19 protein-coding genes, 1 tRNA gene and 1 pseudogene are annotated in these 22495 nt (G+C 56.2%); 10 read left to right on the top strand and 11 right to left on the bottom strand.

Annotated elements, in window-relative coordinates:
- The first annotated feature begins 112 nt into the window (after positions 1–112).
- Positions 113–2380, top strand: a complete 2268-nt coding sequence (locus JE47_RS0108570) for a hypothetical protein (RefSeq protein ID WP_031459356.1) — start codon at positions 113–115, stop codon at positions 2378–2380.
- Positions 2377–3300 carry a hypothetical protein gene (locus tag JE47_RS0108565; RefSeq protein ID WP_031459355.1) on the top strand — a complete coding sequence of 308 codons (924 nt, stop codon included), beginning with the start codon at positions 2377–2379 and terminating at the stop codon, positions 3298–3300. Before JE47_RS0108570 ends, JE47_RS0108565 begins: the two co-directional genes overlap by 4 nt.
- A gap of 124 nt (positions 3301–3424) precedes the next feature.
- Here the strand turns inward: JE47_RS0108565 and JE47_RS0108560 are convergent, their stop codons facing one another.
- The 3 genes from JE47_RS0108560 to JE47_RS0108550 form a co-directional block, all read right to left on the bottom strand.
- A complete protein-coding gene (locus JE47_RS0108560; RefSeq protein ID WP_236631175.1) occupies positions 3425–5503 on the bottom strand; it encodes a hypothetical protein in 2079 nt (692 codons plus the stop codon).
- Positions 5504–5646: 143 nt separating this feature from the next.
- A complete protein-coding gene (locus JE47_RS0108555) occupies positions 5647–5964 on the bottom strand; it encodes a hypothetical protein (protein ID WP_031459353.1) in 318 nt (105 codons plus the stop codon).
- A 10-nt stretch (positions 5965–5974) separates the two neighbouring features.
- Positions 5975–7135, bottom strand: coding sequence for an aminotransferase class I/II-fold pyridoxal phosphate-dependent enzyme (locus JE47_RS0108550; RefSeq protein ID WP_031459352.1), 1161 nt, complete (start codon positions 7133–7135; stop codon positions 5975–5977).
- Between the two features lie 60 nt (positions 7136–7195).
- Here JE47_RS0108550 and JE47_RS0108545 point away from each other — a divergent pair, with 60 nt between their 5' ends.
- Positions 7196–9604, top strand: coding sequence for a hypothetical protein (locus JE47_RS0108545; RefSeq protein WP_031459351.1), 2409 nt, complete (start codon positions 7196–7198; stop codon positions 9602–9604).
- Between the two features lie 201 nt (positions 9605–9805).
- Here JE47_RS0108545 and ftsH read toward each other — a convergent pair whose 3' ends face one another.
- From ftsH to JE47_RS0108525, 4 genes are all read right to left on the bottom strand, one after another.
- Positions 9806–11761: an ATP-dependent zinc metalloprotease FtsH gene (ftsH, locus tag JE47_RS0108540; protein ID WP_031459350.1), complete on the bottom strand. Its 1956-nt coding sequence runs from the start codon at positions 11759–11761 to the stop codon at positions 9806–9808.
- A gap of 200 nt (positions 11762–11961) precedes the next feature.
- Positions 11962–12504, bottom strand: a complete 543-nt coding sequence (gene hpt, locus JE47_RS0108535; RefSeq protein WP_031459349.1) for a hypoxanthine phosphoribosyltransferase — start codon at positions 12502–12504, stop codon at positions 11962–11964.
- Between the two features lie 7 nt (positions 12505–12511).
- Entirely contained in the window at positions 12512–13936 is a 1425-nt protein-coding gene (gene tilS, locus JE47_RS0108530; protein ID WP_031459348.1) for a tRNA lysidine(34) synthetase TilS, read from the bottom strand.
- A gap of 50 nt (positions 13937–13986) precedes the next feature.
- A tRNA-Met gene (locus tag JE47_RS0108525) sits at positions 13987–14061 on the bottom strand.
- Positions 14062–14534: 473 nt separating this feature from the next.
- On the opposite strand from JE47_RS0108525, the gene JE47_RS22130 reads away from it, so the two are divergent.
- The 7 genes and pseudogenes from JE47_RS22130 (at position 14535) to JE47_RS20450 (ending at position 18658) form a co-directional block, all read left to right on the top strand.
- Positions 14535–15305, top strand: a complete 771-nt coding sequence (locus JE47_RS22130; protein WP_152556026.1) for a hypothetical protein — start codon at positions 14535–14537, stop codon at positions 15303–15305.
- Positions 15306–15498: 193 nt separating this feature from the next.
- Complete coding sequence (locus tag JE47_RS22125) at positions 15499–15873, top strand: hypothetical protein (protein ID WP_051871106.1); 375 nt, start codon at positions 15499–15501, stop codon at positions 15871–15873.
- Positions 15874–15907: 34 nt separating this feature from the next.
- Complete coding sequence (locus JE47_RS0108505) at positions 15908–16489, top strand: hypothetical protein (RefSeq protein WP_031459344.1); 582 nt, start codon at positions 15908–15910, stop codon at positions 16487–16489.
- Positions 16490–16549: 60 nt separating this feature from the next.
- Entirely contained in the window at positions 16550–17194 is a 645-nt protein-coding gene (locus JE47_RS0108500) for an REP-associated tyrosine transposase (RefSeq protein WP_031459343.1), read from the top strand.
- A 4-nt stretch (positions 17195–17198) separates the two neighbouring features.
- Complete coding sequence (locus tag JE47_RS0108495) at positions 17199–17564, top strand: AlbA family DNA-binding domain-containing protein (protein WP_031459342.1); 366 nt, start codon at positions 17199–17201, stop codon at positions 17562–17564.
- Positions 17565–17577: 13 nt separating this feature from the next.
- A complete protein-coding gene (locus tag JE47_RS0108490; RefSeq protein ID WP_152556025.1) occupies positions 17578–17760 on the top strand; it encodes a hypothetical protein in 183 nt (60 codons plus the stop codon).
- 107 nt (positions 17761–17867) lie between these two features.
- Positions 17868–18658 (top strand): annotated as a pseudogene (locus tag JE47_RS20450) (IS5 family transposase).
- 266 nt (positions 18659–18924) lie between these two features.
- Here JE47_RS20450 and JE47_RS0108480 read toward each other — a convergent pair.
- The 4 genes from JE47_RS0108480 to JE47_RS22505 all read right to left on the bottom strand — a co-directional run.
- Positions 18925–19962: a sigma-70 family RNA polymerase sigma factor gene (locus JE47_RS0108480; protein ID WP_031459340.1), complete on the bottom strand. Its 1038-nt coding sequence runs from the start codon at positions 19960–19962 to the stop codon at positions 18925–18927.
- Positions 19963–20195: 233 nt separating this feature from the next.
- Positions 20196–21113 carry a pseudouridine-5'-phosphate glycosidase gene (locus JE47_RS0108475; protein WP_031459339.1) on the bottom strand — a complete coding sequence of 306 codons (918 nt, stop codon included), beginning with the start codon at positions 21111–21113 and terminating at the stop codon, positions 20196–20198.
- Positions 21114–21168: 55 nt separating this feature from the next.
- A complete protein-coding gene (locus tag JE47_RS0108470) occupies positions 21169–22338 on the bottom strand; it encodes a DUF58 domain-containing protein (RefSeq protein WP_031459338.1) in 1170 nt (389 codons plus the stop codon).
- Positions 22339–22345: 7 nt separating this feature from the next.
- On the bottom strand, positions 22346–22495 hold a 150-nt coding region (locus JE47_RS22505; RefSeq protein ID WP_201771209.1), incomplete at its 5' end, for a hypothetical protein.

Raw genomic sequence — 22495 nt, 5'->3', positions numbered from 1 at the left:
GTTGATCATAACATATGCGAGCGTGGCTTGGCGTGAGCAGACGGAATGAATTCACCGCGACAAAGGTTCACGTATAATAGTTGCAATCAATCCAGCCTGACAATAAGTTCTTATGAGATCCTGTCGATCACATACCATCGTGCTCCTGCTGGCCCTGACTCTTCAGGCAATGCTATGGGGGTTGCCGCTAACAGCCTTCGCTCAACCAAATATTTCACTTAAACTGTCTACACCCTTTGGCGGTCAGTATGTCGTCAGAGCATGGTTGCCGCTCAAGGCTACGCTCAGCAATAAGGGAGCAGCAACCACGGTAACGATCACTGGAACTCCGGCTGATGCTTCGGTCCAATTCACCCGCACGATCGATCTTGCTGCCAATGAGGAGAAAACGGTATGGCTCTACGTCTTCCTTGCCCAGCCGACAAGTTCAGTTATCATTACCGTTATCGCGAACGAGAGCGTATTGTTGCGGCAAGAGGTACCTCTCCTGTTGCGTCCGGTCGAGCGGATGCGTGCCGTCTTAGGCGCGTCACCGGTCGCCAGTGATCTCTTTGCAGCCGGTAGTTTGCAGCCAACCGATGTACCCGATCATTCGCTCGGATTGAGCAACTTGAGCGTGCTGGCCTTCTTCGCACTAGATGACCCGTTATCGTCCGAACAGCAATCGGCGCTACTCGAGTGGGTATACGGTGGTGGTCACGTGATCATTGGCGGAGGCCCAAGCGCTGTATCACTTCAGTCGTTTCTTCCACCAGACCTCAGGGCAGCTCAGATTGTTGGCGTGACCCCGCTTGACCGGCAACCGTTACGCGAGCGCGGTGGCGCCGAGATGATCGATCCTCTGATAGGAGTCAAGTTGCAACCGCGTAGCGGTGCATACGCGGTTGGCGATCCAGATTCAACGCCATGGGTTGAATATCCTTTTGGTCGCGGCCGAGTGACCCAACTGGCGTTTGAACCTAAAGCCTTGCAGGATTGGGAAGGGCAGGAGCGATTTTGGTCCACGTTGGCGCAACCGGTTGTGCTCTTCGCAACCGGAATTGGGCAGAGTTCGCAGATCGCTAGTCGCCAAATCGAAACGCTGACCCCGGTGTTAAGTCAGTTACCCCCTATTGATACGCCGACCGTTGCTCAGGGATACATCGCGCTGACCGGCTATGCACTGCTGGTGATTCCGGCGGTGGTGGGATGGTGGTGGTGGCGACGCCGTATCGTTCCGGTGATGACGCTCATATATATTGCCACGATCAGTACGGGTGGTAGTCTGTGGTGGGCCACTACCAATGCAGCACCGACTCATACTGCACTACGGCTGACCCTCATTGAACCCATCAATCAAACGCAGGCTCGTGCTCAAACGGCCCTGACAGTGTTGTCGGCCATGCCACGGCGCGAGGTTGTATCGTTCAACTATCCCGTGGTAACACAGCCGTTGCCGATCAACACCGACTCGGATACAGGAGGGCCGTTCCCTCAAGCTACCAAGACCGTAACCCTAACCTTGACCCCCTGGGTAAGGCAGGGCATACTGGCAACGATGGAACTACCGGCACCACAGATTCGGGCGACATTGGTGATCGATCAGGAACAATTACGGGTTGATGTTCAAAATGATAGTCCCTTTACCCTGCGCAATGTATTTGTCAGTTATGCCGATCAGATGATCTTTTTTGGGAATTTACGACCTGGCGTTAGATCAGCAGCTCGCTGGCCGGTTATCTTTGCCAGCTCTGCATATCCTGAGACACTCGGAACACAGATTGTCAACGATCTCCGCGAGAATGGGTTGCTCATTGGACGTGACATCAAACGGCGGGCTGCCATCCTGACCACCTTTATTGATGCGGCAATAGCTGCACTTCCTGATCGGTTTGATCCTGGTCCCTTCCTGGTGGCCTGGCTTGATCAGGACCCAACCGATTCAGCGTCAACATTCATCGGTCAGCGCGAAACGCTTTTGGTCATGCGCCTACGCATTACCGGCCAGGGACGGTTGATCCTTCCAATGGGCTGGCTAAGAATCGACCCCTCATCGCAGGACACATTAGCTTGTCCGAATAGCAAAGGGGTTCAACTCAGTGGTAGTACCGCCGAGATACGGCTTCGCCTGCCAGCCGATCTCGTATCATTTCAAGCTGATACAATTCGGATGCAGTTGCAGACGACGAACCAGGTTACCGGCCGTGACCTTATGGTAAGCGCCTACAACTGGCAAACGGCGAATTGGGATGAGATTACACTCACCGATCCGTCCAATTTCAGCATTCCTGCCGCTGCCAGATTCTTGCGTAATGGCGAGCTACGATTACGTTTTAGCGGAACACTCGACCAGGTAGGGTGCATCGTTGTTGTTAGTGGAGCACGGGGAGTTGTACCGTGATCGCGTTGTTTCGCTCAGAGTGGCAACACCTTATTCGCCACCGTCGCGTGAGTCTTCTGCTGCCTGGGACGGTGATCGTCGTATGGTTCGTTGGTCTGCTGTTATTCCAACTCTCAGGAGCAATAGGTGCAGATCAAACCGGTCTGACACCGTTATTCAATGCGCAAATTGGTCATCTCTTTGCGACCGGTCTTTGTCTCACACTTCAGGGCTGGCTGACGGTAGTGACACCGCTACTTGCCATCAGTTTCTTTCCCGTGTTTGATCCATCGCCGTCGTTATCACCAGCACATTTCCTCACTCGTTTACTGGCGTTGTGGGCACTCATGGTGCTGTGCATCATAGTGACATTGCCGTTTTTTAGCATCCTACCGTTGTTTGGTAGCATGAGGCTGGCCGAAATCAGTTGGGCGCTAAGCGTCGTTGTGACGACAACATGGTTGATCAGTACCCTTGCTCTTGCAGGGATAACGCTCATTCAACAGCGACCGGCTGGCCTGTTTGTGACCTACATTGTAATCTTGGGATGGTTCCTGGCGTCTTTCCTGATAACCAAGACAAGCACCAGTCTAACAATTGCCACGATCATCGTCGCTGCCAGCAATCCCTTTGCCGCCCTGATTGCAACGCTGGCGCCAGCATTTCCACCTGCTGGCCCAATTGCGTCCGACCTGAACACGTTACTACAATGGACGCACGGCGTTGTTGAACGCGATGTACCGCTCTACCTGCTGTATATAACCGGGAGTGGTCTTGCAATTCTACTCTTCATCGGTATCGTCGGCTTTGTTTCTCGACCAAAACCTCGGCGCTGGCAGCACTTCGATACCTGGTGGTCGGTTGTGCTCGTGGTCTATCTGACCATCGCATACGCCATGCGTGAATGGTGGTTGCCCGTATTGGCTACCACAGGCCGTTGAAACCTGTAAACGGAGAGGAAATGCCCACAGCAGCCCTGCATCCCTACGTCGCATAGCGTGCAAAGTGAGATTAACATCTCTCTGACCGCATCACCACGCTAGAAAACTCTCCGTTCCTCATCATTTAGGGAACAGAGCTGGTTCGCACCCGATAGATCACCACCCCGTCTTGCGCAAATACAGCTTCATAACCAGCCTTACCGGCAAAGTGTTCGGGTCGTAATGGGCCGGCAGGCGACGTATAGATGTAGTCAATCCGTTCTGTGGCGATGAGTTGGTCAAGATCAACCGGCTGACCGTTACCAAAATCGATAATTTGTTGACTGCGCTGCTGGGTCGCTTGCACAACATCCGCTTGACTATGAACAAAGAGCACTGGTGGCGTGCTCGTCCAGCGTCCGGTGAGCGGTAAAATCCACCAGCCACCATCAGTACCGCGGGCTACACCGGGCAGCCACGGTGCGGCATTGATCAGAAACCGTGCCGTTGGCGGGGTGTGTTCGGCAATCCACGCGAGTGCCACCTGATCGGCGGCAGTTGCCAGAACTGTCACCGGATTAACAATTGAGCGCTGCTGGTATGCCCCCCAGAGCGTGAGCGCCAACAGCCCAACCGCACCGCCCATCAACCACCGAAGGCGAGTGGTATGCCATATCAGAGCGATGCCACCGATCAGATTACTGATCGGCAGAAAAAGACTGATTGCCGCAATATCAACCGGCAAGAGCCAGAGAAAAGGGAAGCGGATTGTCGCCGGATTGACAGCCAGTAAGAGCACACCTATACCGGCTATCCGCCATTTGCGCCAGGCGATGGCGTACATGATCAAAACGACCCCGATCAGTGGCACAAGATAACTGATCAACCACAAATTCGTTAGTACGACCAGACCCCCAACCCAGAGCACCATCACCGCCACTGCTTGTTGGCGATAGATCAGTCCAATCATCCCCCCCATCAGTGCCAAAGCCACCAGCCATTCGTTTGGTCCTATCCACATCAAATCGTGGCTCAACTGCACGTATGAACCGCCGCTCGTTAAACTGCGAGTGCCAATCGCAGCCGGTAACAGGACTCGCCGTAACAGTAAGAACCACCACGGCCCAGCAAGGGCCAACGCTAATAGACCGACGAATCCCGTTTCGAGAATATGCAGACCAATCCGCGAGCGCGTTTGGCGCAACGTCCAGACGACACTCTGCGCGACAAGGAGGGCGACACCGAAGACAAACATCCGCATATGAACCAAACTCAGGCCGGTAACGATGACAGCGCTCAGTAAGAGCCAGCCAAACCGTTCACGGCGTGATCCGGCATTCAGTTCGTGGTGCCAACTTATCGCCAGCGCAACGATGAGCAATAAGCCACTTAACTGCGTATACCTGCCCCACGACACATAGTACGCCGGCATCCACGAGATACAACCCACTACCGCCGCCGCAATCACCGCTGCTGATGGTCGTCGCCAGCTCAACAAAGCCAACGCAGCCGCAGCCACACCCTGCAACCAGTTGAGAAGCTGTCCGCTCCACAGCATGACGGTCGGCAAATCGCCACTGCTAAGCTGCCAGGCGGCTGCAATGACCACGTGATAGCCCCAGTGATACGGCATGTCTACAACCGGCAAATAGGGGGTCAGTGTCCACGGTACCCGTCCCGTCTCGGCTGCAACTCGTATCATCAGCGCATGATGTACCGAATCAACCCATGCTGGCAACGCCAGATCAGCAATCTGCAGGGCCCGCAGCCAGCCACTGATTGCCAGTACAATCATCAAGAGCCAGGTCATTCCCGAAGGTGATCCCTGGATGGCTGCCAGATCGTGCCATGCCATACGCAGCGCAACAACTGATAATCCACCTGCCCCAGCAATCAATACCCATGGCGGCAATGCAGTACCGACAGCGGTTAACCACAGGTAGAGGATTGGTAAGACGCTTAGACCGACACCATTCCAGAGGACGATACGCACAAGCCAGTGAGGGCGAGTACCGGGGAAGTGGCGTTCGAGAACATATCCCGGTACAAGTAGCCAGAAACCCGTTGCTAGCAAAACGCGCCCTGCCGGAACCAGCGCCACAATCAGGGCTACCGCGAGCGCACTTACCAACCAGCGCTGACCAGTGCTGGATACCAGCAAACGCACCTCTTGTTGCGGCTGTGTGTCTTCAATTCCTGGCCGATTGACGTTCCAGGCCGGCATACGTGGTTACCCATTGTGGTGAAGAAGTGTAGAGTGAGCGCGAACACATCTGAATAAACAAAGAACATACAGCTAATCTAAACACATTATTGAAGGCGGGCCAGGAACCCCCGACCCTCCCTTTACTTCCTGCACAGACTCAGCTACTGCACCAGCCAAAAGATCAAACCAACTACAACCACCGCGATCACTAGTAACAGGGCAAGCAGTTTCGCTTGCTCAACCGAACGGCGACGGGCGAGAAGCGGACGTGCTTCAGGAGCGTAGGGCACATCCGGCAGTTCGCTCAAGAAGATCGCTCCCAACGCCGCCGGATTGGAAAACAACGTCTTAAAAAACGTTGTAATCAACTGTCGGGCAGTGATCAGCGGTGGCGCCCAATACGCCTCCTCTGGTGTCAACGGTCGTCCGGTCAAAGCGCAACGCAATTCAGTGGTTGTTTCATCGTCAGGCAATGACATATTGCCCTCCTCACGCAATACGCCGAACAAATCGCTCAATCCGCTCAAGTGCCTCTTCAATCTTGTTGAGCGCAGTTGCATAACAGGCGCGCACAAATCCAGCTCCACTCGGCCCAAACGAATCACCTGGCACAACGGCAACCCGCTCGCTGTGGAGCAACTGCTCACAAAAGGCTTCACTGCTTAGACCAAGGTGGCTTACCTGTGGAAAAGCGTAAAATGCCCCTTGTGGCTCAAACGTCGGCAGACCAATACTGTTCAAGCCCGAGACGATCACCTGCCGACGACGATTGTACTCGTGTACCATCGCCTGCACCGCCTCTTCTCCGTGCAGCAGCGCTTCCAGACCGGCATACTGGCTCATGGTTGGCGCCGACATAATCGCATACTGATGAAATTTACGCACCGCGGCAGCGATCTCTTCCGGTGCCGCCAGCCAACCGAGCCGCCAACCGGTCATCGCGTATGCCTTCGAGAATCCACCCAGTAAAACGGTACGTTCACGCATACCGGGCAATGAGGCGAAACATGTGTGTTCAACACCGTACACCAGTCGGTCATAGATTTCATCGGAGATAACAATGAGATCGTGACGTTCGGCAACAGCCGCTACTTCGAGCAGCCGTTCACGACTAAGCACCGCACCGGTTGGATTATTGGGGTAGCCGATCAGGATTGCCTTCGTGCGCGGCGTTACCGCTGCTTCCAGCGCTGCGCCACTTACTTGAAAACCATCAGCGACAGATGTCGGTACATATACCACTCGTGCATCGGCGAAAGTAACACACGCCGGGTAGGCGACAAAGCAAGGTTCCGGAATCAGAACCTCATCATCGGGATCGAGGAGTGCCAGCGCTGCACCTAACATTGCCTCGCTCACCCCAACGGTGATCAAGAGTTCACTCTCCGGATCGTACTGTACGCCATAACGTCGTGCCAGATGATCGGCAAGGGCGATCCGTAATTCGAGCAAACCGGAATTAGAGGTATAAGCAGTAGTACGATCAATCGAGGCCTGACCAGCAGCACGGATTCGCTCAGGCGTGATAAAATCAGGCTCGCCAACACCGAGCGAGATGACATCGGGCATCGTCGCGGCAATATCGAAAAAACGGCGAATGCCCGACGGTGGAACGGCGCGGATGCGTCGTGCAATACGTTGGCTGTTCATAACGGGTCTCCTTTAGCGTGAACGCTGAGCCTCGTTGCTCAACATTTGTTATCTTACCATATGCGCTCTGCACTCTTCATTGGACGTTGGTTGATAACGAGTACGCTGGTCGGATTGATCGCCGTGTACCTCTGGTACGCAAGTGATCATATCCGCCTGTTGCTCGGTTTCCCTTTTCCACTCGATTACGGAGAGGGACCACTTCTGGCACAGGTCCAGCAACTCCTGGCCGGACGGGCATTCTGGCAGATATATGCAAACCCTGCCCAGGCACCATTTTTGGTCGTTAATTACCCGCCACTGTACCTTGTCGTTACCGGTAGTTTGGCGCGGATCATCGGCGATCCACTGCTAGCCGGACGCCTGATAGCATTATTTGGTGCATTGGCAAGCACTGCTGCCCTGGCCGCACTGATCGGGCAACGTGGAGCCTGGATAGCACTGCTGTGGTTGACCATTCCGGTCGTGCGTGAGTGGATGCCACTGATGCGCGTCGATCTGCTAGGCGTAGCGCTCGGTTTATGGGCAGTGTGGGTAGCCGGTTGTGAACGATTGTCGGCAGTTCAGCGTGGCCTACTGGCCGGTCTATTGGCCGTTGGCTGTCTCTTGACCAAACCATCACTGATTGCCGGGCCAGCGGCTGCGGCTGCTATGTTGTCCGTCGTATGGTACCGCTCTCGTTCCCAACCAGTATCAACAGCGGCAAAAGCAGCCATCACATATATCACGACCGTTGGTCTGGTTGGCGGCAGCATCGTGGCCGCATTGTCGTGGATGAGCCATGGCTGGTTTCTCCTGCATGTCGTCGCTGCCAATGCTAATCGTTGGGAAGCCAACCTGGCCGCCGATTTCTGGCGACAACAATTGGGGTTGCGTTGGCCGCTGTTGCTAACTGCCCTCATCGGCAGTATTACGATCTGGCACAGTTCCCAGCGGGCAATGCTTATTCCAGCGCTAACCTACTTATTGGCTGGCACCATCGAAGCTATTGGTGTCGGTAAAGTTGGTGCATATGCCAACTATTTCTTTGAATGGTACGCTGCTTTAATCTGGCTGAGTGGTGCAGGGTGGTCTATCCAAACGGCCCCCTCCTCCTATCCAGGCACACGACCTCTAATGAGTGTGTTGATCGTTCTCAGCCTCCTTTATTATCCTCCGCTTTGGGATACCAATCGCCTACGACCGGCAGGTTTGATTGAGCCGAGTCCACCTCGTTTTGTGCTGGGAAGCTACGGGTTATGGGCCGATGCACAACGTGAGGCAGCGGTTTTAGCCGCACTTCACCGCACGACTACCGCACTAACCACCGAAGTGCGCGCATCCGGTGAGGTTATCTTTACCGATCTACCTGGCTTAGCCAGCGGTGCTGGTCTGACCGCCCGCATCCCCGTCTTCGAGTTTCGCCAACTACTCGATCAGGGATACGTCGATCAGACCACCGTGCTATACGAGCTGGCAAACGGCAAATTCCCCCTCATTCTGATCGATTACCTTGGCAATTGGCTGACACCAGAAATGGTTGCAATCATCCGTCACCGTTACGCCCAGGACGGTGTACTGGGTGTAATTGACCGTTACCGACCGATTGCTACCGGTTCAACACAGTCACCGTTGCACCCCCTGCTTGGTGGCGGAATCCAACTGGTTGGCGTACAAATCGCATCACCAACTACAAACACCTACGAGCCTGGTGATCTTGTGGTCTTGAACCTCCTTTGGCAGCGAACAGATCCCGCACCAGCGGATGATCTCACGGTTGTGGTGCAATTACGCACTGCCGATGAGCGTCTCATATCGCAATATGAACGTCCATTGGTCTATGGCGCGTTGCCCCCATCGCGCTGGCCAGAGTCAGCTTCCATCGACCATCTGCAACCCATTACGTTACCCCCAGCATTACTACCCGGCGACTATCTACTTACCGTGAGTTTGCGCGACGAGCGTGGGAATGCGATAGCCGCCCCCCAACCAATTGCCAGAATACCGGTTGCCGCACAGGGTGGCATGTTTTTCACCGAGACTGGCTATTTTGTGCCGGCTCCCTTCATGCGCGCCTGGGCCGAAGCCGGTGCCCTGGAACGGGGTGGCTGGCCACTAACCCCAGCAGTTCCGTTCGCGTGGGGCTGGTTACAATGTTTTGAACGCATCTGCCTCGAATGGCGCGACGGCATCGTTCAGATGCGACCACTGGGCATTGAACTCTACATGGCCGAGACGCTGCGGAGCGATCAGTGTAACGACCATTCGCCAGCAATCAATATCTGTACTGGTTTTTCCGTACCAGAAGAGGTTAGCGCCACGCTTGGTCAAGTGTTGAGCGGTGAAATATCACGGCATGGCTGGATTGTGCAGTGGACAGAGTACGCCCGCTTGGAACGCAACCTCGACGGTACAACCTTTAGTCTTGGCCGTTTGGGAGATGAAACCCTACACCTCCCACCAGGGGTACGCTATCGCTGGCCGGAATAGATCATCGCCTGGCGGTTAGGGACTTTCGGGATTTGCGGTTTGCAGTCGCGTTTGCGACACCGATGATGAAATCCAAAACGGTAAGGGATACCACGCACGAGTAGGCCGGCGTGGTATTTCAGGTTTCGGCCACAATAAAACTGGCAAGGGGTAAGCTCATGCTTACCCCTTACCGACGTCACTGAGTTTTTATCGCGACAACTATGCCGGTAGCGGATTGGCGCCGCCGAGACCCATCTGATCGGGCTGTGTTGAGTGCTCTCCCGCTAGTCCATTCTGAGCACTCTTGCTCAAATCGAGTGCCAGAGGCTTGACGCGCCGGATCAACTCTTCAAGCTGCTCACCATCAAGTGTCTCGTATTCGAGCAACGCATTTGCCATGTCATCAAGCACTGCCCGATTCTGGAGCAGGATTTGCTGCGCTGTCTCGTAGGCTTCATTGACGATGGCTCGCACCTCTTCATCAATCTGACGCGCCACGTCGTCGCTATAGTTCCGCTGCTCGCTGATCTCACGACCAAGGAAGATCAACTCTTCCTTCTCGCCGAAGACCATCGGCCCCAGACGCTGACTCATCCCATAGCGCGTCACCATTGCCCGCGCAATCCGCGTAACCTGCATCAAGTCACCAGAAGCGCCTGTGGTGACCTCATCATTACCGAAAACAATCTCTTCAGCAACACGACCACCCAGCGAAACGGCCAGACGGGCTTTGAACTGCGACACGGTGCGCAGGTTCAAACTATCCTCATCAGGCAAGAAGAGGGTATAACCGCCAGCCTGACCACGTGGGATAATCGTTACCTTCTGCACTTTGTCGGCCTTCGGTAATGCAGCACCAACAATAGCATGACCGGCCTCGTGGTACGCAACCACCAGTTTCTGACGATCAGTCATTACCCGTGAACGGCGCTCGGGACCGCCAATTGCCACTCTCTCGACCGCATCCTGAAATTCGGCCATACTGATCTTGCGCTTCGAGCGACGTGCCGCCAGGATCGCTGCCTCGTTGACCACATTCATCAGATCGGCACCCGAGAAGCCCGGTGTCTGACGAGCGATGACTTCGAGATTGACATCCTCGGCCAGTGGCTTTCCTCTCACGTGAACCTTCAGAATATCAATGCGGCCCCGTACATCGGGTGCATCGAGCACGACTTGCCGGTCGAAACGGCCAGGGCGAACCAGCGCCGGATCGAGCACGTCAGGACGGTTGGTTGCCGCAATAACGATCACATTTGTGTTGGTATCGAAACCATCCATCTCAACCAGGATTTGGTTGAGGGTCTGTTCACGTTCATCGTGTGAACCACCTAAACCAGCGCCGCGCTGCCGACCAACAGCATCAATCTCATCAATGAAGACGATACACGGTGCATTCCGCTTCGCCTGATCGAACAAGTCACGAACACGCGAAGCACCAACACCCACAAACATCTCGACGAATTCAGAGCCAGAGATACTGAAGAAAGGTACACCCGCTTCACCGGCAACCGCACGCGAGAGCAACGTCTTACCGGTACCGGGCGGGCCAACCATCAAAACACCACGCGGAATGCGTGCCCCAAGAGCCGCAAACTTGTCAGGAAACTTCAGAAACTCAACAACTTCAGCCAGGTCTTGCTTTGCCTCTTCCTGACCAGCCACATCAGCGAAGGTAATCGTAGGCTTGTCACCGGCAAACATCCGCGCCCGGCTCTTGCCGAAGGACATCGCCTGATTATTGCTGCCCTGAGCCTGCCGCATAAAGAAGACGAAGAACCCAATCAGCAGCAGCGTGGGGAGAAGAATGGTAAAGATGCTCAGCAAACCACCCCAGGCCGGTGCTGGCTGCACAGTAACGTTAATCGTCCGCCGACCATTCTCATCGTACAGTGGCACATTGTAATCAGCCAGCAACCGCATCACGCTGTCTGATGTCTCGACCCGCGAGCGATATTTCTTGCCATCCTTGTAAGTAACAATAATCTGCTCATCGCCAGCCTGGGCCTGAATTTCGCTGACCAGACCAACCTGGGCATCAGCGATTACGTCAGCGATACCTTTCTCTTCAGTCTGGCTGGCGCCCTGCCCAAAATACTGGAAGAACAGCGCTAACGCTGCCACCAGAATGATGAGGTAGACAAAGCTATTTTTGAGCCAACGGTTATCACTCATATCGTGTCTTTCTAGAGGGGTTGCCTCATCTCAGTTTCCGAGCTGTCATCTGATGCTGAGGAGAATACCCCACAACGAAGATATTGCGACGCCGATGACGATCAGCCATCGTTTTTGCCGCTTGTACAGCATTATAACATCAGCCGATCACTGGCGGCAAGGGAACAGATTACAGTCAAAGTGTAATCTGGATCACAATATCAAGATTGATACACCTCTGGGCGCAAGACACCGATGAACGGCAGATTGCGATAGCGTTCAGCGTAATCAAGGCCATAGCCAACCACGAAGGCATTGGGAATATTGAAACCAATATAATCGACCGGCACATCGGCCGTGCGCCGTTCTGGTTTGTTGAGCAAGGTACAAATTCGCAAACTGGCCGGATTGCGGCGCAAGAGTTGCGAGCGTAGATAGGCAAGCGTTAGCCCACTATCGATAATATCTTCGACAAGCAATACATGGCGATGCGAGATGTCGGTATCGAGGTCTTTGATCAACCGAACGACACCCGATGATTCGGTGCTGGCGCCGTAGCTGGCAACTGCAATGAAATCGATTGCTAGCGGCAGATCGATAGCGCGGGCCAGATCAACCATGAACATGGCACACCCTTTAAGCACCCCAACCAGTAACAGATCATTGAGGTGGCGGTAATCGGCAGTTATTTCGGCAGCCAACTCGGTCACACGTTGCTTAAGCCGCTCTTCGTCGATCAAGACGTAATCGATGTCTTGGCGCATATCCCTTTTACTCCTGTGTTGCCTCAATCGGATGAACTATTCCAATCCACATTGTAGCCTGATTCGGATCGGAGGAGGCAATGTCGGCAGCAACCCGTAATCCTGTCACCCAGAGAATCTGGTCGTGTGCATCAACGAGGAGCGGCCATCGATCACGCAGACTACGCGGCACCCGTAGATCAACAAACAGATCTTGTAAACGACGACGCCCCGGTGCGCCAGACGGTCGCATGCGATCCCCAGGCCGTCGTGTCCGCAGTCGTAAGGGGCCAGATGGTCGTGCAATAAACCCTAACCACCAGCGGTCTGGCTGTGGCGGGGGATCAGGCTGCACGATACACTGCCAGCCATTCGCCAGCATCACTACCCCACATTCGGGCAACGTTACCGGAGCTTCTAACTGTGGAACATGCTGATACACCGCCCCAGCATGTTGCAGCGTAACAGTTCGTTGATCGCACACCAGCCAGACCTGCGCCGTCAGTTGCATCTGCCGACCAGCCCGCGCATTGATCAGATGGATTGCGGTGTCCATTTGCGCCAGACTCGGTTCTTCAGCCCTCAGCTCGGCAATTGCCCGCCGCAGGGCATACCGGCGCAGCGCCGGGTGCAACGAGCGTAAGGCAGCGCGATCAAAGATGATTAGGTCAGACTGCTGCTCAACGATCAGCATCGGCCACTGCGCTGCAAGCGCCTGTTGGATGAAGTCATAGTCTTCGGCGCAGATGCGAGCTGTACGGTTCAGCGCAGCTACAATTTGCGGATTTTCAGCCGCAAGCTGCGGAAGTAGGTGATGCCGAACCCGTGCTCGCACGTAGTGAAGATTGCGATTCGTCGGATCGTCACGGGGTATCAGGTGATGAGTTGCACAATAGTCGGCCAGTGCTGCCCGACTGATCGTGAGTAACGGACGGAGCAACGGCGGACCATGCGACGGTACACGACCGACACCAATAAGCGGTGCTGCCCACTCACTCCATTCTACCCGCGTTCGCATACCACGTAATCCAGCCGGACCGGCGCCACGCAGGAGGTGCATCAACACCGTTTCTGCCTGATCGTCAGCCTGATGAGCAACAAGTACAGCATCGACCTGCTCGGCCAGAGCAGTGGTAGCGAGAAAGGTGTAGCGAGCAATTCGCGCTTCAGCCGGCGTCGTCCCTGGGGGAAGGCGAGCATTGTCAATGACTGCCCGTATCCCCCACGCCGCCGCGACGGAAGCAACGAAAGCGGCGTCGGCTGCCGACTCTGCACCACGCAGACCGTGATCCAGATGAGCAACAATCGGTATCGGCCCACCGGTAGCACGCAGGATGGAGAGCATATGCAAGAGCGCCAGCGAATCGCTGCCCCCCGACACTGCAACCAATACCCGATTGGTGGGCTGACCAACACCCTCAACAAGCAAGAACTGATGCAACTGGTCGAGCATAGCACCACACGATGAACGGAAACGCCGGTGAGCAATTGCTCACCGGCGACTGGTGCCGGAGGCGGGATTCGAACCCGCGACCTAACGATTATGAGCCGTTTGCTCTACCGCTGAGCTACCCCGGCACGGCATTCAAGTGTACCACTGATGAACCAATTCGTCAAGATGGACAATAAGCGTAATCGTTAGTGAGGCAATGGGCAACAATCAATACGCTTGCTCGGTATCCTCTCCAAAACTGCTGGGCAGCGGGTGACAGCGGAGCCAAGATCTGGTAGACTCCCAACATATGCAGATACCTGACCTCAATCCCGACAGCATTGCCGATCTGGCAACCCACCAGATCGTGATCCAGTTGCTGAACGTCATCGAGATGCTGGCGGCTGAGAACGTCGTCCTGCGGTTTGAACACCAGAATCTGCGGGATGCGGTGGCACGGCTGAAGGGACGCTCGGGTACGCCCGCCATCAAACCACCCACGCCGCCGTCCAGCCCGCCGCCTGCGGATCATTCCTCGGAGGCCGAGCGCCGCACGCGCACGCCGCGAGGCAAGCCGAACAAGAACGCGAACCTGATCGTCACGCAGGCGGAGCACTGCGTGGTGGAACCGGCGACCCTGCCCCCCGATGCGGTGCGCCATGGGCCAACCGCTACCATCGTGCAGCGCCTGCGCATCGACGTGGAGGTGGTCCGCTTCGTGCGGGAGCGGTGGTACGTCCCCAGCACCAACACGCTCCTCACCGCACCGTTGCCGCCCGGCTTCCGGGGTGGTTTGTACCCCACGCCCCATCCCATCGTTCCCGCACTCGGTCACGAGGCAACCGTCAGTCAGCCCGCGCTGCTGCGCTTGCTGCGGGATGTCGGTCTGCAGATTGGCACGCGCCTGGTGGCACGCATGCTGCTGGAACCGATGGGACGCTGGGCGGACGAAGCCGCCGCGATTCATCCGCCCGGCCTCGCCACCGAGTCGTGGGTCGCCACCGACCAGACCCGTACCCCGCGTGGATGGGCAGAACGAGGTATGCCCCGTGGTGGGCTACGCCTGGTGTACGAGCGATCATCCCCGTCCCGACGGCACGCGCCAGGATGTCCTGGCGGTCATCTGGGGCCAGGAACTCCGCTATCGCCGCAAGGACGAGTCGCTGGCGTGGCGGCAGGCGCTCAGTCTGCCGCACCCCCTGCACCGCCAGCGGCGGGCGGCCCGGCCCCGCGACACGGACATAACGGCGGCGACACACCAGCAGCACCTACCCACCGCCGGGATCACGCTCACGCAGCAGCAGGTACAGCTGGTCGGCGATGCGCTGGCCCGTGCCACCTATCACGCCCAAACCCAGTTGCCCGTCCTGCGCTGGTTGCTGCGCGATGATGCGCCCATGTCTGACCACCTCACGACCACGCACGCCCGGGGGTGGGTGCATGAGTAGCGGCATTCCGCCAAGCTTGCCCCACGGGTGCCCCATCATCAGGCGGAACGCGCCGCAGTTGGGGAACGCTCTTGGACGTTCTATCGCGACCTGCTGGCCTATTAACAGGCGCCCACTGCGGCGGAACGTGCACGGTTGGCGGATGCGTTTGACGCCTTGGTGGACAAAGAGACTGGCTATGCGGCGTTGGATGACCGGATCAGCAAACCCGCCGACAAACGGATCCAGTTGTTGGCGGTGCTGAAACATCCCGACCTTCCCCGGCACAAGAATAATAGGGAACTGGCGGCGCGACGCCGCGTGCGCAAACGCAATGTCAGTGTCGGCCCTCACTCCCGAGACGGGGCACGAGCGTGGGATACCTTCCAAACCCTGACCGCCACCTCCGCCAAACTCGGCGTGGGGTTCGTTCCCTCTCTCCGCGACCGCATTGTCACGCCGGAGACCACCCCCACCGTAGCCGAACGGGTAGCGCAACGGGTGGGTATCGCTGTGCCTTCATCGGCCTGATCCAGCGCTTTTGGAGAGGATACTCCGCAGCGATATGCTGCTTGATAAAGTCCGCACCCTGGCCACCGACTTCGCCGTGCGCCAGATTCTGCACGAGGGCGGGCAGGCTGCTCGCTCCTACAGCGCCGCAATCAGCGACCGGGCGCGCTTCTACGTCCTGTGGCGCTGGAACTACGGCGAGGCGTGCGTCCCCTTCGACGAAGCCCGCAAACTGGCCCAATCCTGCGGGCTGGACCTGGCCGAAGAGTGGTCGCGACGCGGCGGGATGGTCAAGAAAGAGCAGGAATTCGTCCGCCTATTAGGGCCGCATCAGCGCGAGATGGAGCACCTGGCTGCTGGGCAGGATTTGATAGATGTGCTACATCATGCCCTGCGGCTGTGGGAAAAGGGCGATCGTGCGGAGCTTATCGCACGCCTAAGCAAAAGCGGCTGCGGTCGCAGCGAAGCCTGCTACCGCGTTGCCCAGGCCATCTCCGAATGCCTGCCCATTGAGAGCAAGGAGAAAAAACAGCTGGATGGCCTGCTCGCCAGGCGGGCGCGGCTGCAGAAGCACAGTAGCACAGGATTAATCCTGTGCTACTGTGCTACACGAGGTTATCATGATGCACCGACGTAAACACCGTATGGAATTGACGAGCGATAGAAGTGCTACAATCTTGTGCTACAGGAGGTTATCATGACCATTTCCTACCGTCGCAATCTCCCTCGCATTCACCCTTCGGGAGCCATCTTCTTTGTCACGTTTCGGCTGGCCGGGTCGCTCCCGGTGGAGGTTATCGAACGTTTACGCGAAGAATTCAAAGAAGAGGAACGACGACTATCCGACTGTTTCAGCGGCGCAGCGTTGCGAAGTGAACGTTACAAAATCCAGAAGAAATTCTTTGGACGCTACGATAAGTGGCTGGACCACATGGCGCATGGCCCCACCTGGCTGCGTCAGGCGGAAATTGCCCAACTGGTCATGGATGAAATCCGGCGGCTGGACGGCAGCCATTATGACCTGCTTGCGGGTTGCATCATGCCCAATCATGTTCACTTGCTGGTGGATGTGGAGCGTTTTGATGATGCCAATCATGATAAGACGGGGCACCCCTCTGTCCTCAGTCAAGCCTTGCACCTGCTCAAAGGGCGCACAGCGCGTTACGCCAATCAGAAACTCGGCCGCAGCGGAAAATTCTGGCAGGACGAAAGTTACGATCACGTTGTGCGTGACGAAGCAGAATTGGAGCGTATTTTCTGGTACATTGTCAACAATCCCGTTAAAGCCGGGTTGGTTTCTAACTGGCAAGATTGGCCGTATACATACGTAGCACAGGCTTAAGCCTGTGCTACAAATCGGTGTCGAAGACAACGGCAACATTCTGGGATTGGAGAAAGACCTGGAACTAGTGGGCAATTCACGCGACAAATTCGAGCAATTGCTGGCCAATCTCATCGGCGAATATTTGGGAAGCCAGTATGCTCCGTTTCTGAAGGGGCATTTTGAAGAGGTAGACGGAAAGATGATCTCTGTCTTTGAAATTCGCCCTTCCTCAGACCCTGTCTATCTCCAAACCCCCAAAGGGAGCAAAAAGGTAATTCTACGTTCAGGTTCATACCACCACACGCGATCTCGCCCCCCAAGAAACCGCGAAGTACATTCAAAATCACTGGGGCAAGACAGGGAGCAGATCGATCACGCCATCTTCTGAAGTGAGGACAATCATGAAACCCTTTCACACTATTGCCGTTCCACACGATGACATCTTGCAGGACCGTCTGACCCTGGACGTGTTCGCTGCCGACCTGTGGGAGGTCTATCACAGCCGTGGGCCAGAAGAGTACCGCGACCCCGACCTGTTCTTTCAGAAAACGTACCCTACCGAGGGCAGGTCAATCGCGTACTAAGCAAACAGTGGCGAGATGATGCGAAGCAGGTAATTCTGGTACTAGCCTGCTCTGAGAGAGTGTCTGAAATTTTATCTGGTCGACGGTTTTGATGGATACGTAATGATATGAGCAAACAGAAAAGACGAACATCATATCCTACCGACCGTACAGACGCCGAATGGCAACGGATTGCCCCCGCTCTGCCGGAACGGACATCGCCGCGGGGGCGACACTGAGTCCATTCGTACCGTGAGATGTTGAACGCCATCTTCTCTATCTTGCGAAGCGGTTGCGCCTGGCTGATGCTTCCCCACGACGTGCCTCCCTGGCAGACCGTGTCTCATTCCGTTCGGCGCCGGCATGCTGCGCTCCGCACAGACGTGCGCGTTGCCGCAGGGCGGGAGGCAGAACCGAGCGCTGCGATTCTGGATAGCCAGTCGTTCAACACGATGGAAAACGGAGGCCTCGGGGGTATGATGTTAGCAAAACCGTCCACGAGCGCACACGCCATCTGCTGGTGGATACCGTGGGCGTGGTGGTGACAGTGGTGGTTTATGCCGCCGATAGACAAGACCGGGACGGGGCACGGTTGGTGGTGGGCAACGCCCACGGGAAGCAGTCGCGCGTGCGGGTGATGTGGGCCGATGGGGGCGATGCTGGCCAGGTGGTGGAATGGGCACAGCACGTTGGTGGCTGGACGCTGGACAGCAGAAAGCGTCCCAATGGGGCATCACGCTTCCAGGTGGTGCCGAAGCGCTGGGTGGTGGAACGGACGGTTGCCTGGCTGGGTAAGTATCACCGCTTGAGGAAAGACGACGAAGCGCGCACCGATACGAGCGAAGTGCTCATGGATATCGCCATGACTCCCGTGATGGTGAGACGGTTGGCCCACATCTATGCCAACGACTCTTCATAGAATGTTCAGATACTCTCTAAACAAGAGCAATTATTGGTCAATGGGCAGACGTGCCGATCCGGTCTGTACTTAGAGTGGAATGTTCGTGATGCAATCCGAGTTACAGGTACAATGCCGTACCAAAGGATACGGAGCGATAAACACTCTTGACCCTTCCTCTCTCACAATGAAAGAGGAAGGGTAAGAATTTTTCAGACGTACTCAGATGATGAATATGAGCGATGAAAGTGGAGATAGATAACAGCGCAGCAATGAATCAACACTGCTCACTCCAAATAATCGCGCAAATGCTGACCAACCTCTGGGCTACGCAACCGTCGTAGCGCTTCGGCTTCGATCTGCCGTGCCCGTTCACGGGTCATACCGAGTGCTCGGCCAACTTCTTCCAGCGTTCGACGGCGACCGTCCAGGAGACCGTAGCGCAAATCGATAATTCGCCGTTCGCGGTCGTTGAGCTGGTCGAGAGCTGCCCAGAGATCACGACGCAGCAGCTTTTGCGCCGCTATTTCACTGGGTGTAGGCAGTCCTTCGTCGGTCAGAAAGTCGCCCAGCGTATGCTCACCATCATCACCGACCGGTGTTTCGAGTGAAACCGGTCGCCGTGCTGCTTCGAGGATACGCTCAATCCGTTCGACCGGCTGACCAAGCGCCATCGCAATCTCTTCTGCGGTGGGTTGGCGTTCGAGCGACTGAGCCAGACGCTCGGCGATCCGCTTCACCTGACCAACCGACTCGCTCATATGCACCGGTAGCCGGATTGTGCGCCCTTGCTCGGCTAGTGCTCGCGTTACCGCCTGGCGTATCCACCACGTGGCATACGTGCTGAAGCGATTACCTTTGTGGTAATCAAACTTCTCAACTGCCCGCATCAACCCAATATTTCCTTCCTGGATCAGATCGAGCAGGGCCAGACCACGACCAACATACTTCTTGGCAATACTGACTACCAGACGCAAATTCGCCTGAATTAAATGGCGACGCGCCTCTTGACCACGCTGAACGGCCTGAAGTAATTCGTAGCGTTCCTGGGGGGTCAGATCAACGGCACTGTTCAGACGTGCTTCTGCCTCATTCCCACGCTCGATCTGTTCAGCTAACTCCACCTCTTCAGCAGCGGTTAGTAACGCAACACGCCCAATCTCTTGCAAATAGTGTTGCACCGCATCGAGTGTCGGTTCTGCCCGATCAATATCACTCAGATCGGGAGAAAACAGTGACTCTTCGTGCCCAAAACTTTCATCGTGCTCGTGGGTGTAGAGCGTTATCTCTTCTTTTTCCCAGCTTGATGGTCGACGCTTGAGCATTGGCGGGCACTCCTGCTTAACTATGCAACCAAAGGGACAAATAGCAAGTTTCTCCGCCGTTGCGGAGACGCCACCAGAGGCACCCAGCACGTAACGAAACGGGGTAACGTGTGAGGTGTGAACTGTCGAGGATGTGACAGTTTACGCTGTTACATGTAATAACAGCACTTGTTAGTATACGAGCAATAACACAATTTGTCAAGTACTTTGCACACCATTTGTTCACCTGAAGGTTAGCCCAGTTCGCTGATCCGAAGCGCTACTTCAGCAGCCACGCGAGTGTTGTTGCGCAACAAGGCGATGTTGGTTTCAATACTCTCACCAACCGTCTCTTCCGCCATTGCTGCGAGCAGGAAAGGGGTTACTGACGGCCCACGCACGCCCTCGGCCTCAGCCCGCGCTAACGCCCGCTCAATTGCAGCCTCGATCACGTCACGGTCAAGCGCATATTGGGTCGGTGGTGGCACACAGAGTACCATACCACCTGGGGCAGCAAAGGCACTGTAGCGGCGTTGGATACGCCACATCCGTGCGGCAGTCAACGCATTATCAGCCACTGCGGCTACCGGCAGGCCACTCTGAGGGGTGTAGAAAGCGGGGAACTCGGAGGTTTGGTAGCCAACGACCGGTACCCCATGGGTTTCCAGGTATTCGAGGGTGGCCGGGAGATCGAGGATCGCCTTGGCACCGGCACAGACCACCAACACCGGCGTGCGACTCAGTTCGGTCAGATCAGCGCTGACATCCCAGCTATGAATCGCACCACGATGAACGCCGCCGATCCCACCTGTTGCAAAGACTTCAATACCGGCAGCCGCAGCCAGCGCCATGGTCGCTGCAACGGTCGTTGCGCCGTCGGCGTGATCTACAATAGCCGCTCCGATGTCGCGCCGACTCAACTTCCGTACTCGTTCACCACCTGCGGCCAGTCGCTCCAGTTCATTCCCATTCAACCCGATGACCGGCACCCCTTCAATCAGCCCAATCGTTGCCGGCACGGCACCCGCTGCCCGAACTTCAGCTTCCAACCCCTCGGCAACGGCCAGATTGTGTGGATAGGGTAAGCCGTGACTGATGAGAGTACTTTCAAGTGCAACAACGGCACGGCCCTCTTCGAGAGCAGTAGAGACTTCTTCGGCAATGCGCAACATACACAGTTCTCCTCTTGTACCTTCCGCAGGCATAAACGCTCGATGGCGCGACGTTTTACACATCTGGAACAATTGCCCCATCGCGATTGATCTGGAACGCTGTGATGCCGTGTTGTCTGGCTTGCAGCAGATCGGTTGGGCCTGGATCGGCCAGCGCGATGGAAACCTTGATTCCGCTGCGCCGAATGGTCAGCAGGATCGCTAGAATACGCGCATTGAGTGAACTGGTAATCAGCACCAATGTTCCACCGCGACTCAGGGCCAGATTATCTGAGAGCATATGATCGATTGGCGCACCGTCGGTTGCCGGTTCGATTCGTCCCAGTCTGAGCAGGATTTCACGCAGATGCTCGACACCGGCTGCTGGCGCCAGTGTCGCCACAGGCTGGCGGAGCAGCGGATCATAACCGTTGCTCTGAAAACCAACCGGCTGACGCCGATAGATTAAGGCAGCGGCTAGTGAAGCAGCCGCAACGACCGCACGCTCACGATTGTTATACGAAAATCGACCGGGGTATTCGCTTTCCATGAAGGCCAGCACGATCAGCGTTTCACGAGCGACCACTGGTGCTAGTTCGCGAACCTGAAGCTCACCCACACGAGCACTGGTCTTCCAATCAATACGCCGCGGCGGATCACCTGTCTGGTATTGACGCACCCCAATCTTCTGCGCCGGATCGTCGAACAGGCCCAGGTGATAACGCTCCTGACTATAAGGCAACGCATTTGGTAGATAAAACGACTGGAACGGTAGCACCATTGGCACGATAGTCAGCGGGGTTTGTTGCGGTTCGCCAAGCTGCACTTCGTTGATCGCGAACACCGAACCAACCCACATCTTGAGCGGTCCGAGCCAATACAAACCACGCTGCCGCCCCTGTATCGGGTAGCGGAGTGTGCACTGTTGACCCGGACGTAAGCTAACGACCCATTGCCGACGTGGCATCTCACTCAGACTGGCAGGAATGTCTTCGCGCACAATCAGGTATGGTAGGGGTAACCATCCACGGTAGACAATCCGTAGCACGACATCTGCCTGCTCAGCGGGTGCCAATGCCGAGGGTACGGATCGTTGCCACGAAATCTGGTTGCGCACAAAGCGCGGCCAGGCCCAGCCTGTCACTTGAACACCGATCAAAGCGGATACCACCATCCCGATGATCAAATTCGGATCGAGTATCATCCAGACGATGGCAATGATGGTTATCGAGCGGAGCAGCGTCATAGCCGACCTACATGCGGAAGACACCAAAGCGGGTCGGCTGTACTGGAGCCTCGGCTGCCGCTGCCAGACCGAGTGCCAATACCCGCCTGGTCTCTATCGGATCTATCACCCCATCATCCCACAAACGGGCACTGGCATAGTACGGATGTCCCTCCTG

It is taken from the genome of Chloroflexus sp. MS-G, assembly GCF_000735195.1.
In the GTDB taxonomy this organism is placed as follows: domain Bacteria; phylum Chloroflexota; class Chloroflexia; order Chloroflexales; family Chloroflexaceae; genus Chloroflexus.
This window is presented reverse-complemented; position numbering and strand designations above follow the sequence as displayed.

Coding starts and splice junctions, on each gene's coding strand:
- JE47_RS0108470 (WP_031459338.1), bottom strand. CDS start 22,338: ATGACGCTGCTCCGCTCGATAACCATCATTGCCATCGTCTGGATGATA.
- tilS (WP_031459348.1), bottom strand. CDS start 13,936: ATGCTCGACCAGTTGCATCAGTTCTTGCTTGTTGAGGGTGTTGGTCAG.
- JE47_RS0108555 (WP_031459353.1), bottom strand. CDS start 5,964: ATGTCATTGCCTGACGATGAAACAACCACTGAATTGCGTTGCGCTTTG.
- JE47_RS0108480 (WP_031459340.1), bottom strand. CDS start 19,962: ATGCTCAAGCGTCGACCATCAAGCTGGGAAAAAGAAGAGATAACGCTC.
- JE47_RS0108550 (WP_031459352.1), bottom strand. CDS start 7,135: ATGAACAGCCAACGTATTGCACGACGCATCCGCGCCGTTCCACCGTCG.
- JE47_RS0108560 (WP_236631175.1), bottom strand. CDS start 5,503: ATGCCGGCCTGGAACGTCAATCGGCCAGGAATTGAAGACACACAGCCG.
- JE47_RS0108500 (WP_031459343.1), top strand. CDS start 16,550: ATGACCATTTCCTACCGTCGCAATCTCCCTCGCATTCACCCTTCGGGA.
- JE47_RS0108570 (WP_031459356.1), top strand. CDS start 113: ATGAGATCCTGTCGATCACATACCATCGTGCTCCTGCTGGCCCTGACT.
- JE47_RS0108490 (WP_152556025.1), top strand. CDS start 17,578: ATGAAACCCTTTCACACTATTGCCGTTCCACACGATGACATCTTGCAG.
- hpt (WP_031459349.1), bottom strand. CDS start 12,504: ATGCGCCAAGACATCGATTACGTCTTGATCGACGAAGAGCGGCTTAAG.
- ftsH (WP_031459350.1), bottom strand. CDS start 11,761: ATGAGTGATAACCGTTGGCTCAAAAATAGCTTTGTCTACCTCATCATT.
- JE47_RS0108505 (WP_031459344.1), top strand. CDS start 15,908: ATGCTGCTTGATAAAGTCCGCACCCTGGCCACCGACTTCGCCGTGCGC.
- JE47_RS0108475 (WP_031459339.1), bottom strand. CDS start 21,113: ATGTTGCGCATTGCCGAAGAAGTCTCTACTGCTCTCGAAGAGGGCCGT.
- JE47_RS0108545 (WP_031459351.1), top strand. CDS start 7,196: ATGCGCTCTGCACTCTTCATTGGACGTTGGTTGATAACGAGTACGCTG.